The sequence below is a fragment of the Kitasatospora sp. NPDC086791 genome (genome assembly GCF_040685975.1).
Taxonomy (GTDB): Bacteria; Actinomycetota; Actinomycetes; order Streptomycetales; family Streptomycetaceae; genus Kitasatospora.
In genome coordinates this window covers 214418-229442 of the sequence record NZ_JBFBOC010000010.1, presented here as the reverse complement: position 1 = coordinate 229442, position 15025 = coordinate 214418, and the positions used below count along the sequence as shown (strand labels likewise).

Below are 15025 nucleotides of genomic sequence, written 5' to 3'. Positions count from 1 at the left end.
CGCGGCCCCGCAGGGCCTGGCAGCGTGCCCGGTCGGGGGGTGCTCCGATGACCGCACTGCGTGAGATCCGCGCCGACCACGACGACCGGACGATCGTGCTCTACCAGGCCTACCCGCCCGCCGTCGCGGACGCGGCGCTGGCGGCCGGCCGGTTCGTGCCGCCGTTCGGCTTCGGCCGGATGACGTGGATCAAGCCCTCGTTCCGCTGGTTGATGCACCGCAGCAACTGGGCGCAGAAGCCGGGGCAGACCCGGGTGCTGGCGGTGCGGATCACCCGGACCGCCTGGGAGGAGGCGCTCGGACGCGCGGTGCTGACGACGGCACACCCGGACGAGCTGGCCCGGGCGGAGGTCCACGTGCAGTGGGATCCGGAGCGGACGCTGCGCGGGGCGGCGCTCAACCACTACAGCATCCAGGTGGGCGTCGGCCGCTCGCTGATCCGTGCCTTCGCCGAGGAATGGGTCACCGGGCTGACCGACCTCACCCCGCGGGCGCAGCGGATCGCCGCGCTGGTCCGGGGCGGGCAGACGGCGAAGGCACAGCGGCTGCTGCCGCCCGAGCGCTCGTACCCGCTGCCCGCCGCGACCGCGCGGCGACTCGGCATCGGCCGGTGAGGCGAGTGCGGCCGGCGAGGGCAGGGGTTCACACGTCGCGCCGCCGGACCACCACCACGGTGACCGTCACCGCGACGGCCGCCCACACCCCCAGGGTGACCCAGGAGTCCAGCACGCTCGGCGCGTACTTCCCCATCGTGGTCGAGGAGCCGGGCCTGATCGTGAGCCGCTGCACGGTGGCCAGCGGCAGGTGGGTGCCGATCTCCTTCAGCCACCGGTAGCGGTCGCCGCCGAACATCATCGGCATGATGAACATCAGCATCACCAGCGACACGATCGAGGCGGTGGCGTGGCGCAGCAGCGCGCCCAGCGCCATCCCGATCAGCGCGCAGGCCGGCACGATCGCCGCGTAGCCGAGGACGGCCCGCAGGCAGCCCTGGTCGGTGATGGAGAGCCCGACGTGCCGGGAGGCGAGCATCGCGTTGGTGGCGAGGAAGGACCCGGTCGACACCACCGCCCCGGCGAGCGCGGTGATCCCGCCGATCAGCAGCACCTTGGCGGCGATCACGCCGCGCCGGTCCGGCACGGCGGCGAAGGTGGTGCGGATCATGCCGGTGGTGTACTCGCCGAACACGGTGATCGCGCCGAGGCTGCCGGCCGCGATCGCCATCAGGTCGCCGGAGACGCTGCCGAGCCCGTGGAACAGCGGGTCGTAGCCGTACGGCGAAGCCCCGGGCAGCGGCGCGCGCGGGTGGTCGAGGTACGGCAGATCGCTGTGGACGGCGTTCAGGTTGACCGCGATCGCCACCAGGGAGGCGAGCGCCAGCACCCAGTACGTCGAGCGCAGTGAGCGCAGCTTGATCCACTCGGCGGCGAGCAGGTCGGTGAACCGGGGCGCCGGCTCGGTGGAGTGCGGGGCGGTGGTGGTGCTCATCGGGTCTCTCCAGCCGGGTACTCGACGCTGTCGGCGGTCAGGGCCATGAACACGGACTCCAGGGAGGAGGTCCGGGTGGCGAGCTCGGACAGCACCACGTCGTGCCGCCGGGCCAGTTCGCCGATCCGCTCGGCGGGCAGGCCGGTGACGATCCCCACCTGCGGTTCCACCTCCCGTACGCCGGCCCCGGCCGCCCGCAACACACCGGCCAGCAGGGCCAGTCCGGGGGTCCGCACGGTCACCGAGGTCGTCGCGTCGCGGGCCGAGAAGTCGGCGAGGCTCTCGTCCGCGATCAGCCGGCCGCGTCCGATCACCACCAGCCGGTCGGCGGTGTGCTCCATCTCGGCCATCATGTGGCTGGAGACGAACACCGTCCGCCCTTCGGCGGCGAGCCGGCGGAACAGGCCGCGCACCCACAGCACGCCCTCCGGGTCCAGGCCGTTCAGCGGCTCGTCGAACAGCAGCACCGGCGGGTCGCCGAGCAGGGCGCCCGCGATGCCGAGCCGCTGCTTCATGCCCAGCGAGTAGCCGCCGATCCGCCGCCCGGCGGCGTTGCCGAGCCCGACCTCCGCCAGCACCTCGTCCACCCGGCCGAGCGGGATCCGGTTGCTGCGGGCCAGCGCCGCAAGGTGCGCCCGGGCGCTGCGCCCGCCGTGCACGTCGCCCGCGTCCAGCAGCGCGCCGACGTGCCGCAGTCCGCGCGGCCGGCCCGCGAAGGGCACGCCGGCCACGGTGGCGGTGCCCTCGGTGGGGGTGTCGAGGCCCAGGATCATCCGCAGCGTGGTGGACTTACCGGCGCCGTTGGGGCCGAGGAAGCCGGTGACGGTGCCCGGCCGGACGGTGAAGGTCATCTGGTCGACGGCCGTGGTGGCGCCGTACCGCTTGGTCAGTCGTTCGATCTCGATCACGGGGACAACGCTGCCGGTCGGCGCCCCACCCCGGCATCGGGCGGCGGGCCACAACCGCGGACCGCCGCACTGGCCCCGGGGATTACGCCCCCGGGCCGATGTGCCCCCGCGCGGGCCGCGGCTACCATCACGTCGTGATCATCGAAGCCCGCCCGCCGCTGCTCCGGCGCCTGCCCGCCGGGGTGTGGGTGGGGGCGTTCTGGACGCTCGTGATCGTCTTCCGGGTGTTCACCCGCGACGACGAGCTGCGCTGTCTCTTCGAGTACGACGGCAACATCGAGTCCATGCCGCTGCTGGTCACCGCGGTGGTCACCACCCTGGTCACGTCCCTGCTGGTCCGGCTGCCGCTGGCCGCGATCGCCGTGGCACTGGCCGGATTCCTCTTCACCCTGGGGATGACGAGGGTCCCGGAGACGGCGGTGGCGCAGTTCCTGATCGCCGACGCGGTCGTCGGTCACACCGCGGCCACCCGTTCCCGCGCCGTGTCGCTGTGCGCGGCGGCGATGCCGGTCGCGCTGGCCGCGGGGATGCTGGCCTGGGGCCTCCGGAACGGCTACCCGGCCAACCCGATGGCCTTCGGGGCCCTCGCCGGGACGGTCCTGATCGCCTGGCTGATCGGCAACACCGTCCACCAGGGCCGCGCCCACACCGAGGCCCTGCGCGGCCGCGCCACCGAGCAGGCCGTGACCGCCGAACGGCTGCGGATCGCCCGCGAGTTGCACGACATGGTCGCGCACAACATCGGCATCATCGCGATCCAGGCCGGCATGGGCAGCCGGGTCATGGACACCCAGCCCGCCGAGACCCGCAACGCACTGAACGCCATCGAGGCCACCAGCCGGGAGACGCTGGCCGGCCTGCGCCGGATGCTCGGCGCCCTGCGGGCCGGCGAGCCGGAGTCCGCTCCGCTCGAAGTCTCCCCGGGACTGGCCGAGTTGGACCGACTGGTGGAGCGGAGCGCGGGCGCCGGCGTCCGGGTCGCGCTGACCCGCGGCGGCGAGCCGCGCGCGCTGCCCGCCGACGTCGACCTCGCCGCCTTCCGGATCGTCCAGGAGGCGGTGACCAACGTGGTCAAGCACTCCGGCACCCGCGACTGCCGCGTCACCGTCGACTACCGGCCGCACGAACTCGCCGTCGCCGTCGTCGACCTGGGGGCCGGACCGGCGGCGGCCGGCCCCGGCACCGGCTACGGCATCGCCGGCATGCGCGAGCGGGTCGCCCTGCTGCAGGGCGAGTTCAGCGCCGGCCCGCGCCCCGACGGCGGCTTCCTGGTCGCCGCCCGACTGCCGATCCCCGTGGAGGTGGGACCGTGATCCGTGTCGTCCTGGTGGACGACCAGCCGCTCATCCGCACCGGTCTGCGCGTGCTCATCGCCGACGCACCGGACCTGGAGGTGGTCGGCGAGGCCGGCGACGGCGCCGAAGCCGTCGAACTCGTCGCCCGGCTGCGCCCCGACGTCGCCGTGATGGACATCCGGATGCCCGGCGTGGACGGCATCGAGGCGACCCGTCGGATCACCGCCGACCCCGACCTGCCCACCCACGTCCTCGTCCTCACCACCTTCGACGACGACGACTACGTGTACGGCGCGCTGCGGGCCGGTGCGAGCGGCTTCCTGGTCAAGGACCTCGCCCTGGAGACCATCCTGGACGGCGTCCGGGTCGTCGCCGCGGGGGACGCGTTGATCGCCCCGGGCATCACCCGCCGCCTGATCGGCGAGTTCGCCGCCCGCCCGGACGCCGCCGCGAACCGGCCCCGGCGGGCCGTCGCCGGGGGCGTCACCGAGCGCGAGCGCGAGGTGCTCACCCTGGTCGGGCGCGGCCTGTCCAACGCCGAGATCGCCGAGGAGCTCACCATCAGCGTGGCCACCGCCAAGGCCCACGTCGCCCGGCTCTTCGCCAAGCTCGACGCCCGTGACCGGGTCCACCTGGTCATCCAGGCCTACGAGTTCGGCCTGGTCAGCCCATAGCCGAAGTCCGTTTGCCCGAAGTCCTTAGCCCGAAGTCCGTGGCCCGCCGCCGCTACGGCCCGGCGACCTCGCCGATCCGGCTGATCAGCCCGTGCTGGTCCAGCACCACGTCGTACGCGTTCCCGTGGCACCCGTACGGATCCGCCGGGTCCCGCTCCGCCAGGCAGTCGTTGAGGTGGATGATCAGCGCCTCCAGCGGTACCGCCCGGGCCGGGTCGCCGTGCGGCCGGTCGACCAGGGTGGCCGTGACGCCGTCCGCCGCGAAGCCGTAGTGGACGGGACTGCCGGTGGGCGTGTAGCGGGCCGGGTCGCAGTCGTGGCGGGCGGGCTGGGCGGTGAGCTCGGCGGGGCCGGCGGAGACGACGACGAGGACCTGGTGGCCGGGGGCCTCGGCGGGGGCCGTGCAGTCCGGTGCCGGGTCGGACGGCGCGGACTGGTCGGACGTTGCGGACTGGTCGGACGTTGCGGACGGGCCGGCGGCGGGGGAGTAGGCCTCCGTCGCCTCCTGGTCCTGATCCTCCTCCGGGACGTAGTCGCCCTCGTCCAGGAGGAAGTCGTCCAGGAAGTCGTCCGGTGCCTCGTCGGCGACCGCCGCGGCGGAGGCGGCGGCGACCGTCGGGCGGGATTCGGCGGGGGTGCAGCCGCTGAGGGCGGCGCTGGTGCCGCAGACCAGCAGGGCTGCGGTGAGGAGCTTGCGGGGCACGGCCATGGCACCAGTCTCCCCGGGCGGCGGCGGTTGTCGGTACTCAGGTCATACGACAACTACCGGGAGTGTGGTTCCCTCCCCCGCCGGACGTGCGGGTCCGGCAGGGGAGGGAAGTCGTGGAGGCGGCGTCAGGCCGCCACCGGCCGCGGCCCCTCGTACGCCTCGCGCAGCCGCGTCTGTGCCTCCGCGCCCGCGTCCAGGTGGTCGAGCCCGAGCAGTGCCGCGCCCAGGACCGGCGGCGCGACGACGACCCGGGGCTCGGCCAGCGGCGCGGCCCGGGTGAGACGGTCCTTCAGGTTGTCGAGCAGCAGCGGCTGTTCGGAGGCGAGCACGCCGCCGCCGAGCACGACCGGGGTCGGGGAGTCCAGCAGGTCCAGGCGCTTCAGCGCGACCACCGCGAGCCGGACGATCTCGTCGGCCTGGCGGTCGATCAGCTCCAGCGCGACGGCGTCCCCGTCCCGCGCGACCGCGAACAGCACCCGGACGATCTCGTGCAGCCGCGTGCTCGGCAGGTGCCGGAGGTGGACGGCCTCGGCGACGGCGCCGGCGCTGGCCAGGCCGAAGTGCTCGGCGATGGCGCGGGCGAGCGCGGTCGGCCCGCCGCGGCCGTCCTCCGCCCGGACGGCGTGCCACATGCTGGTGATGGCGAGGCCGGAGCCGCCGCCCCAGTCGCCGGTGAGTTCGCCGAGGGCGGGGAAGCGGGCGGTGCGGCCGTCCGGCAGCAGGCCGACGCAGTTGATCCCGGCGCCGCAGACGACCGCGACGCCGCGCGGGCCGTCGGTGCCGGCCCGCAGCAGGCCGAAGGTGTCGTTGACGACGGTGTTGCTGGCGCCCCAGGGGTGGGATTCGAGGGCGTCGCGCAGCGCCTGCTCCTCGACCGGCAGGTCGGCGTTGGCGAGGCAGGCGCTGACGTGGCTGGTGAGCACGCCGCTCCAGGTCGGGTGGCCGGCCTCGGCGGCGGCCTGCCGGACGAGCGGGGCGAGGCCGGCGACGGCTGCGGCGCCGCCGATCTTCTGGGGTTCGAAGCCGCCGCCGCGGGCGGTGCCGAGGATGGTGCCGTCGGCGCCGATCAGGGCGACGTCGGTCTTGGAGTTCCCCGCGTCGATGGCGAGTACGCCGGGCAGAAGTGGTTCGGGCTGGTGGGTCATCGGGTCCCCGCGGCTCGTACGTGGCCCGGCCGGGTAGTCGTCGGCCGGGGGTGCCCGGCCGGTGCCCGGCCGGGGGTGGACGGTCTCCTCGCGCCGGCCGACCCGGGCCCCGAAGGAGCCGCGGGCCGGCCGGCGCGGGCCGGGTCAGGCCCAGGCGAGGTGCTCGCGGTTGTGGGCGAGCAGCCGGTCCGTGAGCTCGTCGGCGAGTTCGATCTGGCCGACCAGCGGGTGGGCGAGCAGCGCGTCGAAGACCCGGTCGCGCCCGCCGCGCAGGGCGGCGTCGAGGGCGAGGTGCTCGTAGGCGGTGACGGCGGCGACGAGGCCGGCGTACAGCGGTTCCAGCGGGCGCTGCGGCAGCGGGCGCACGCCGGCCGCATCGACCTCGGCGGGCACCTCGATGACGGCGTCGTCCGGCAGGAAGGGCAGCACGCCGTCGTTGCGGGTGTTGACCACCTGGACGGAGGTCCCGCCGCCGGTCCCGAGCAGTGCGGCGATCAGCTGGACGGCGGCCTCCGAGTAGAAGGCCCCGCCGCGCTTGCCGAGCAGCTCGGGCTTGGTGTCCAGGGCCGGGTCGGCGTACAGCTCCAGGAGCTGCCGCTCGATCTCGGCGACCTGGGCGGCCCGCGAGCCCTGCTCCCGCAGTTCGGCGACCACCGCGTCGTGCTGGTAGAAGTACCGCAGGTAGTACGACGGCACGACGCCGAGCCGCTCGATGACAGGCTGCGGCAGGTGCAGGTCGGCGGCGATGTCCTTGCCGAAGTCCCGCAGCAGTTCGGGCAGCACCTCCCGCCCGCCGGACGCGCCGGGCCCGTCCAGCAGGGTCACCCCGCGCTCCCAGGTGAGGTGGTTGAGCCCGACGTGGTCCAGCCGGACCAGCTCCGGGTCCACCCCGAGGTGCGCGGCGAACTTGCGCTGGAAGCCGATGGCGACGTTGCACAGCCCGACGGCCTTGTGACCGGCGGTCTGCAGCGCCCGGGTGACGATGCCGACCGGGTTGGTGAAGTCGACGATCCAGGCGTCCGGGTTGGCCCGGCGGACCTGCTCGGCGATGTCCAGCACCACCGGGACGGTGCGCAGCGCCTTGGCGAGCCCGCCGGCGCCGGTGGTCTCCTGCCCGACGCAGCCGCACTCCAGCGGCCAGGTCTCGTCCTGGTTGCGGGCCGCCTGCCCGCCGACGCGCAGCTGCAGCAGGACGGCGTCGGCGTCCGCGACGCCCGCCGCGAGGTCGGTGGTCACGGAGACCGCCGCGGTGTGCCCCTGCTTGGCGAAGATCCGCCGGGCGAGCCCGCCGATCAGCTCCAGCCGCTCGGCGGCCGGGTCGATCAGCACCAGCTCGCCGATCGGCAGGGTGTCGCGCAGCCGGGCGAAGCCGTCGATCAGCTCCGGGGTGTACGTCGAACCACCGCCCACGATGGCCAGCTTGAGCGCGCCGGCTCCGGACGTCTTCGGTGCGGACATCAGCCCTTGACCCCTGTCAGTGTCACGCCTTCGATGAAGGCCTTCTGAGCGAAGAAGAAGAGGACGATCACCGGTGCCATCACCAGCAGGGTGGCGGCCATGGTGAGGTTCCAGTTGGTGTGGTGGGCGGCCTTGAAGGACTCCAGCCCGTACGAGAGGGTCCAGGCCTCGCGGTTGTTGCTGGCGTAGATCTGCGGCCCGAAGTAGTCGTTCCAGCAGTAGAAGAACTGGAACAGCGCGACCGCCGCGATGGCCGGCCTGGCCATCGGCAGGACGACCCGCAGCAGGGTGCGCAGGTCGCCGCAGCCGTCGATCCGGGCGGCCTCGATGTACTCCTTGGGGATGGTCATCAGGAACTGGCGCAGCAGGAAGATGGAGAACGCGTCGCCGAAGGCCATCGGGATGATCAGCGGCCAGAGCGAGCCGCTCAGGCCCATCTGCTTGGACCAGAACAGGTACATCGGGATGACGGTGACCTGCGGCGGCAGCATCATCATCGCGATGACCGCCATCAGCGCCAGGTTGCGGCCCCGGAAGCGGAACTTGGCGAGCGCGTAGGCGACCGGGAGGCTGGAGACGACGGTCAGCAGGGTGCCGGCGGCGGCGTACAGCAGGGTGTTGCGCCACCAGGTGAGGAAACCGGGGGTGTTCCACACCTTGCCGTAGTTGCCCCACTCCCAGTGGGTCGGCCAGTAGTCGGTGGTGAGCGCCTGCTGGTCGTTCATCAGCGAGGTGAGCAGGACGAAGACGAAGGGCAGCAGGAAGAACAGCGCGGCGGCGATGGCCAGCGAGTGGACGGCCACCCAGTCGAGCAGCGCGCGGCGCCGGGCGGCCCGCTCGGCGGGGCTGCCGGGCCGGCCGGAGCGTCCGGAGCGGGCGGGACGGGCGGAGCCGGTCGCGGCCGGCGCCTCGGAGAGTGTGTTGCCGAGAGTCATGATCAGTTCCTCACTGGCCCGCTAGTCGTCGCTCGCCATGAAGCCGGACTTGCGGCGGAGCAGGATGGAGGTGACGGCCATCGAGATGGCGAACAGCACCAGGGCGACGACGCAGGCCGCGCCGTAGTTGAAGCGCTGGAAGCCCAGGTTGTAGACCATCTGCGGCAGGGTCCAGGTGGAGCCGCTCGGGTACCCGGGCTCGAACTGCTGGCCGGAGTTGCCGGCGATGCCGCTGGCGACCTTCCCGGCGACGATCGCCTGGGTGTAGTACTGCATGGTCTGGATCACCCCGGTGACCACCGCGAACATGATGATCGGCGAGATGTTCGGCAGGGTGACGTACCGGAACCGCTGGAACGGGCCGGCGCCGTCCAGCTCCGCCGCCTCGTACTGCTCCTTGGGGACGTCCAGCAGCGAGGCCATGAAGATGACCATCAGGTCGCCGACGCCCCACATGGCGAGCAGGGTGAGCGCGGGCTTGGACCAGTCCGGGTCGGCGAACCAGCCGGGCTGCGGCAGGCCGATCTCGCCGAGCAGGTGGTTGACCGGGCCGGTGCCGGGGTTGAACAGGAAGGCGAAGGCGACGGTCGCGGCCACCGGCGGGGCCAGGTACGGCAGGTAGAAGACGGTGCGGAAGAAGCCGGTGCCGGTCTTGACCTTGGTGATCAGCATCCCGACACCGAGGCCGAAGGCGACCCGCAGGCTCACCATGACGACGACCAGCCACAGGGTGTTGCCCAGGCCCTGCCAGAAGGTTGGCAGCTGGTTGAAGACGTAGTCCCAGTTCTTGAGGCCGTTGAAGGTCGGCCGGCCGAAGCCGTTGTACGAGGTGAAGGAGAAGTAGGCGGTGGAGACCAGCGGGTAGACGAAGAAGACGCTGAACCCGATCAGCCAGGGCGAGAGGAAGGCGAGGGTGCGGGCCGCCTCCCGGCGGCGCTTCCGGCGCAGCAGGTGCTGCGTGGAGGGCGCCGCCGGGTCGGACGGTCCGGCGCCGGCCGTGCCGCCGCTTCCCTTACGGGTGCCGAACGCGAGTGACATGGGAGCTCCGTGGGCCGTTCCCCGGGCCTACTTGGCCTGGGCGATGTCGGTGTCGATCTGCTTGGCCGTGGCGGCCAGGCCGGCCTGGAGGTCGGTCTGCTTGCCGGACTCGTAGTCGTAGCCCAGGTTCTGCAGGGAGACGATGTAGCCGCTGCCGTTGACGGCCGGCGGGGTGGTGCCGGAGTGGGCGTTCTTGGCGACGTCCAGGAAGGTCTTGACGTTGTCGTCGCTGACCAGCTTGGGCGAGCCGAGCGCGGCGAAGGTGCTGGGCACGTTGTGGATCGCGTTGGCGAAGCTGACCACCGCGTCGGTGTCGGTGGTCAGGTACTTGACGAACTCCCAGGCGGCGGCCTGCTTCTTGCTGGTGCTGGCGATGCCGACGATGGTGCCGGTCTGGTAGCCGCGGCCGTAGGTGTCGGCCTGGTCGTCCGGGACGGGGAAGGCGGCGGTGGCCCACTCGAAGTCGGGCTTGTTGTCGGCGAGCGAGGCGGTGCGCCACTCGCCGTCGATGGCCATCGCGACCTGGCCGGTGTGGAAGGGGTTCTTGGCGCTGAACTCCTCGCCGAAGGTCGAGCGGAACTTGTCCAGCTTGGCGTAGCCGCCGAGCTGGTCGACCAGGCCCTTCTGCCACCTGAGCATCGCGGCCACCTTCGGGTCGGCGGCGATGTTCGACTTGCCGTCGGCGCCGAAGTAGGTGGGGCCGTACTGGCCGAGGAAGTGCTCGGTGGTGGACTCGTAGCCGTGGTAGAGGGGCATGAAGCCGAGCTGCTTGTACGAGTCGCCGTCGGTGACGGTCAGCTTGGCGGCGTCCTCGGCGAACTCGCTGAAGGTCTTGGGCGGGTTGGCGATGCCCGCGGCGGCGAAGGCCTTCTTGTTGTAGTACAGGCCGTACGCGTCGCCGAGCAGCGGCAGCGAGCACTGGTTGCCCTGGAACTGGGTGTAGTTGAGCATCGCGGCCGGGAAGGTCTTGGCCGCGTCGATGCCGCTCTTCTGGAGCAGCGGGTTGAGGTCGATGAAGGCCTTGGTCGAACAGAACATGCCGACGTTGTTGGTGCTGAAGGAGGAGACCACGTCGGGCGCGTCGTCACCGCCGGCCCGCAGGGCCTGGTTGACCTTGTCGTCCGGGATGTTGCCCACGGCCTTGACGTGGATGTTGGGGTGGGCCTTCTCGAAGGCGGCGATGTTGTCGTTGATCGCCTTGGTCTCGTTGTCCTGGCTCCAGCCGTGCCAGAAGGTGATGGTGACGTCCTTGCCGCTGGCCGAGTCGTCGGTGCCGCCCGAGTCGCTGGAACCGGTGCAGGCGGTGGCGAGCAGGGCCAGGACGGCGGTGCCGGTGACGGCGGCTATGGTGCGGCGGCCTCGGCGGGAGGTGGTGGCGTGCACTTCGGGTCCTCCTGGGAGTGCGCGGGCAGGCGTCGTTGCCTCGGGTCCCGCGTTCGGGGGTTGGGGAGAGTCGGGTGCGGGGGAGCGTCTGTGGGTGGGAGCGGCGGGGCGGCCGCGTCGGCGCGCGTGGCGTCGGTGAGTGGCGTCAGTGAGTGGAGAAGACCGCCTCGCGGGCGTCCGACAGGGCACGTTGCAGGGCGCCGAGCAGCACCGGGGATCCGGACAGGGCGCTGCTCCGCACTTCCGGCCGGGCGATGGAGAGCCTGGCGAGTTCGTCCTCGACGAGCGCGCGCAGCCGTTCGCCGCCCGCGCTCGGCACCGCGCCGGAGAGGACCACCAGCTGGGGGTCGACGACGGCGACGATCACGGTCAGCCCGACGGCGAGCCGCCCGGCCAGTTCGGCGAGGAAGGCGTCGCCGGCTCCCGGGGTGGCCAGGGCCTTGGCGATCGACTCCTCCGCGGTGGGCGCGCCGAGCCCGTGCTCGCGGGCCAGCACCCGGACGGCCGGTGCGCCGACCAGGGCCTGGTACCCGCCGAAATTGCGACGGCGGGAGTCCCACTCGACCGGCGAGTCGGGCACCGGCATGTAGCCGACCTCCCCGGCCCCGCCGGTGAAGCCGCGGTGCAGCCGCCCGGCGATCACGATCGCCGCGCCCACGCCCGCCTCGGCCCAGAGCAGGACGAAGTCCTCGAAGCCCGCCGCCGCGCCGGAGGCCTGCTCGGCGACCGCGGCCAGGTTGACGTCGTTCTCGATCGACACCGGCGCGCCGATCGCCTCCGACAGCTCCTCGACCAGCCGCGGCGAGTGCCATCCGGGCAGGTGGGAGGCGTAGCGCAGCTTGCCGGTGACCGGGTCGGGGGCGCCGCCGAGACCGATCGCGACGGTGCGCAGACCGTCCTCGGCGATCCCGGCGGCCCGGACCGTCCCGGCGACCGCGGCGGCGACCCTGGGCACGGTCTCGGCGGCCGGCACGCCCTTGGTGGTGACGGTGTGCTCGGCCAGCGTGGTGCCGGTGATGTCGGCGACGGCGACCCGGATCCCGCTGTTGGTGACGTCCAGCCCGGCGACGTACCCGGCGGCGGGATTCACCTGGTAGAGCTGCGCGTTGGGCCCCGGTCCACCCGCCGTGGTGCCGACCGGCAGGACCAGCCCGGCCGACTCCAGCCGGGCCAGCAGCTGGGAGGCGGTGGGCTTGGACAACCCGGTCAGGGTCCCGATCTGGGTGCGGGAGAGCGGGCCGTTCTCCAGCAGGAGTTCGAGGGCGGCGCGGTCGTTGATGGCCCGCAGGAGGCTCGGGGTGCCGGCGAGGGGGGCCTTGGCGGTGCTCTTCGTCATGCCCGGGATCCTCCTCCTGTCGGCTGCATCGGTCCGGGAAGCCGTCCGGTGGCTCCGGGGTGGCTCCGGGCGAACTGTTAGGAAACTTTCCAGTCGCTTGGGAAGGACCGTAAGGGCCACGTCAGCGGGGTGTCAATGGCCGGTGGAACGGAGGATGCCGAAGCGTTACCGGACAACGCGGAGCCCCGCCCCCACGACGGTGGGAGCGGGGCTTTCGTCCGGTTCGCGAGGCCCGTGCCGGTGCCTGCGGTCCGACGGCCCGCGGGCGCGGGCGGGGCCTACGGCTCCGGCTTCGGTACCGGGATCGGCTCCGTCGCCTTGAACCGGGCCGAGTTCGGGTCGGCCAGCGCGGACGGCGCCGCCTGCTCCACCGCGGGGGCCGGTGCCGGCGCGATCACCACCCCGGTCGCCGCCCCGGCCGCGGCGGCCGCCGCCGCACCCGCGGCCGTCAGGGCCTCCTCCTTGACCTTGATCCCGGCCCGGTCGAAGGCCACCTTCAGCCGCTGCCGCAGCGCCCGGGAGACCACCGCCGCCTTGCCGGGCGCGGTCCGGGCCTCGACCCGGACCATCACCGAGTCCGCCGCGACCGACTCCACGCCCAGGATCGACACCGGCGCCCAGACCAGCTCGTCGTACGGCGCCTCCTTGGCCAGCTCCTCGGCGGTCTGCAGGATCAGGTCCTCGACCCGCAGCAGGTCCTCCTTGTACCCGATCTGCACGTCCACCGAGGCGGTCGCCCAGCCCTGGCTCATGTTGGCGATCCGCTTCACCTCGCCGTTGCGGATGTACCAGATCTCGCCGTTCGCGCCGCGCAGCTTGGTCACCCGCAGGCCGACCTCCAGCACCGTGCCGGTGGCGACCCCGGTGTCGATCTCGTCGCCGACGCCGTACTGGTCCTCCATGATCATGAAGACCCCGGAGAGGAAGTCGGTGACCAGGTTGCGGGCGCCGAAACCGATCGCCACACCGGCCACACCGGCGCTCGCCAGCAGCGGCGCCAGGTTCACCCCCAGCGCGGAGAGCACCATCAGCGCCGCCGTGCCCAGGATGGTGAAGGAGGCCACGCTGCGCAGCACCGAGCCGATCGCCTCCGAGCGCTGCTGGCGCCGCTCCGGGTTCACCACCCCGGTGTTGGCCAGCAGCCCGCCCAGCCGGCTCTCCTCCTGGTGCTCCGGGAGGCGCGCCATCCGCCCTATCAGCTGGGTGATCAGCTTGCGCACCATCGCCCGCAGCACCAGCGCCAGCAGCACGATGAGGACGATCCGCAGGCCCGAGGACAGCCAGCCCTGCCAGTGGGTGTCGAACCAGCTGGCGGCCTGCTTGGTGGTGTCCGTGACCTCCTGCGCGCTGGTCGGGATCCGCAGGTCCAGGTTCGGCAGCTGCGCGGTGGGGCTGGGAGCCGGCGTCGGGGCGGCGGGCGTCGAGGACGCGTCGGACAGACCGGTGGCGCCGGAGCTGAACACGTGCGGACCTTCCTTGCAGGGTTGCGTGTCGGACCCGCACCGCCGGCAAGCGGCCCGGGGACCGTGCGCCTCAGCCTATCCGCCGGTGAACACCCGCCCGGACACGCCGGGGGCCGTCCGCCGCCTCGCGGGAAGCCGCCCGAGGGCGTACGGAACGGTCCGGACGCCCCGTCAACGCCCCGGTGCGCTCCCCCCGCACCCCGTCCCGGACGCCGTTCCGCCTGGCCCTGACACTGCTCCGACCGGCCGAGTCGTCCCCCGGGAGGGCCGCCGGAGGGTGCCCGGTCGGCACCCGGGTGCAACCCGACCTTCCCCGGGCATACCGGTTATGACAGAGACCACACCAGGAGTTCACGTCAGGTCGGTTACACAGGAGTGGTGGCGCCGTACAAAGGCGTAAGGCGACACTGGGGGAGATCGCGCACTCGTTGTGCGATCCAACCGCTCGTCCCGGCGCGAGCCACGCGCCGCAGGCGTCCAAGGAGGCATCCGTGCCGCATGTCCTGGTCCTCAACGCGTCCTACGAGCCACTCGGCGTCGTATCGATGCGCCGCGCACTCATCCTGGTCCTCAACCACAAGGCGGTCAGCCTGGAGGACTCGGGAGTCACTCTGCACAGCGCCACCAGCGCCCTTCCGGCGCCGTCCGTCGTCCGTCTGACCCGCTTCGTCCGGGTCCCGTTCTGCGGGCCCGTCCCGCTCACCCGCCGGGCGCTGTTCGCCCGCGACCACGGCCGCTGCGTCTACTGCGGGGCCGCCGCCACCAGCGTCGACCACGTCATCCCGCGCAGCCGGGGCGGCCAGCACCGGTGGGACAACGTGGTGGCCGCCTGCCGCCGCTGCAACCACACCAAGGCCGACCGCCACCTCACCGAACTGGGGTGGCGGATGAAGCGCCCACCCGCACCGCCCAGCGGACTCGCCTGGCGGATCATCGGCACCGGCATCAAGGACCCGCGCTGGCGCCCCTACCTGGAGCCCTACGGCGGTGGGGACCAGCTGCGCGCCCCACAGTGGGGCGAGTACGAGCACCACGACCATACCGAGCCCAACCACTCGGTCCCGATCGGCCGGGCGCACGGCGCCCACCCCACCCCCGTCCGCCGCGGCGAGCGGCCCGAACCGCTCTCCGCCTGACCGAAGCGACACAGGGCCGGCCCGGCACACCGCCGGTACGCGCCTCATGGGCCGCCG

General features: G+C 72.9%; 14 protein-coding genes. 4 read left to right on the top strand and 10 right to left on the bottom strand.

The window, feature by feature from the left end:
- Nucleotides 1-47 precede the first annotated feature (47 nt).
- Nucleotides 48-614: a DUF4291 domain-containing protein gene (locus AB0Q99_RS17065; RefSeq protein ID WP_363572452.1), complete on the top strand. Its 567-nt coding sequence runs from the start codon at nucleotides 48-50 to the stop codon at nucleotides 612-614.
- A 28-nt stretch (nucleotides 615-642) separates the two neighbouring features.
- On the opposite strand, the gene AB0Q99_RS17060 is transcribed toward AB0Q99_RS17065, so the two are convergent.
- Nucleotides 643-1488, bottom strand: coding sequence for an ABC transporter permease (locus AB0Q99_RS17060; protein ID WP_363572450.1), 846 nt, complete (start codon nucleotides 1486-1488; stop codon nucleotides 643-645).
- Nucleotides 1485-2396, bottom strand: coding sequence for an ATP-binding cassette domain-containing protein (locus AB0Q99_RS17055; RefSeq protein ID WP_363572448.1), 912 nt, complete (start codon nucleotides 2394-2396; stop codon nucleotides 1485-1487). The genes AB0Q99_RS17060 and AB0Q99_RS17055 overlap by 4 nt, the downstream gene beginning before the upstream one ends.
- 134 nt (nucleotides 2397-2530) lie before the next feature.
- Between AB0Q99_RS17055 and AB0Q99_RS17050 the strand changes: the two genes are divergently transcribed.
- A complete protein-coding gene (locus AB0Q99_RS17050) occupies nucleotides 2531-3709 on the top strand; it encodes a histidine kinase (protein WP_363572446.1) in 1179 nt (392 codons plus the stop codon).
- Nucleotides 3706-4365: a response regulator transcription factor gene (locus AB0Q99_RS17045; protein WP_363572444.1), complete on the top strand. Its 660-nt coding sequence runs from the start codon at nucleotides 3706-3708 to the stop codon at nucleotides 4363-4365. The genes AB0Q99_RS17050 and AB0Q99_RS17045 overlap by 4 nt, the downstream gene beginning before the upstream one ends.
- A 52-nt stretch (nucleotides 4366-4417) precedes the next feature.
- Here AB0Q99_RS17045 and AB0Q99_RS17040 read toward each other — a convergent pair whose 3' ends face one another.
- The 8 genes from AB0Q99_RS17040 to AB0Q99_RS17005 all read right to left on the bottom strand — a co-directional run bounded on the left by AB0Q99_RS17040 (nucleotide 4418) and on the right by AB0Q99_RS17005 (nucleotide 13832).
- Nucleotides 4418-5074: a hypothetical protein gene (locus tag AB0Q99_RS17040; RefSeq protein ID WP_363572442.1), complete on the bottom strand. Its 657-nt coding sequence runs from the start codon at nucleotides 5072-5074 to the stop codon at nucleotides 4418-4420.
- A 125-nt stretch (nucleotides 5075-5199) separates the two neighbouring features.
- Nucleotides 5200-6219 (bottom strand): BadF/BadG/BcrA/BcrD ATPase family protein, encoded by a 1020-nt coding sequence (locus tag AB0Q99_RS17035; RefSeq protein ID WP_363572440.1) that lies wholly within the window; start codon nucleotides 6217-6219, stop codon nucleotides 5200-5202.
- Nucleotides 6220-6363: 144 nt separating this feature from the next.
- The gene (locus tag AB0Q99_RS17030) at nucleotides 6364-7677 is read right to left on the bottom strand and encodes a 6-phospho-beta-glucosidase (protein WP_363572438.1); all 1314 of its coding nucleotides are present in this window, start codon (nucleotides 7675-7677) and stop codon (nucleotides 6364-6366) included.
- Nucleotides 7677-8612: a carbohydrate ABC transporter permease gene (locus tag AB0Q99_RS17025; RefSeq protein WP_363572436.1), complete on the bottom strand. Its 936-nt coding sequence runs from the start codon at nucleotides 8610-8612 to the stop codon at nucleotides 7677-7679. Before AB0Q99_RS17025 ends, AB0Q99_RS17030 begins: the two co-directional genes overlap by 1 nt.
- Nucleotides 8613-8633: 21 nt before the next feature.
- Nucleotides 8634-9650: a sugar ABC transporter permease gene (locus AB0Q99_RS17020; protein WP_363572434.1), complete on the bottom strand. Its 1017-nt coding sequence runs from the start codon at nucleotides 9648-9650 to the stop codon at nucleotides 8634-8636.
- A 27-nt stretch (nucleotides 9651-9677) separates the two neighbouring features.
- Entirely contained in the window at nucleotides 9678-11033 is a 1356-nt protein-coding gene (locus AB0Q99_RS17015; RefSeq protein ID WP_363572432.1) for an ABC transporter substrate-binding protein, read from the bottom strand.
- A gap of 145 nt (nucleotides 11034-11178) precedes the next feature.
- On the bottom strand, nucleotides 11179-12369 hold the full coding sequence (locus AB0Q99_RS17010) for an ROK family transcriptional regulator (RefSeq protein ID WP_363572430.1): 1191 nt from the start codon (nucleotides 12367-12369) through the stop codon (nucleotides 11179-11181).
- Between the two features lie 278 nt (nucleotides 12370-12647).
- Nucleotides 12648-13832 (bottom strand): mechanosensitive ion channel family protein, encoded by a 1185-nt coding sequence (locus AB0Q99_RS17005; RefSeq protein WP_363572428.1) that lies wholly within the window; start codon nucleotides 13830-13832, stop codon nucleotides 12648-12650.
- 491 nt (nucleotides 13833-14323) lie between these two features.
- On the opposite strand from AB0Q99_RS17005, the gene AB0Q99_RS17000 reads away from it, so the two are divergent.
- Complete coding sequence (locus tag AB0Q99_RS17000) at nucleotides 14324-14968, top strand: HNH endonuclease (RefSeq protein ID WP_363572426.1); 645 nt, start codon at nucleotides 14324-14326, stop codon at nucleotides 14966-14968.
- The last annotated feature ends 57 nt before the right edge of the window (nucleotides 14969-15025 follow it).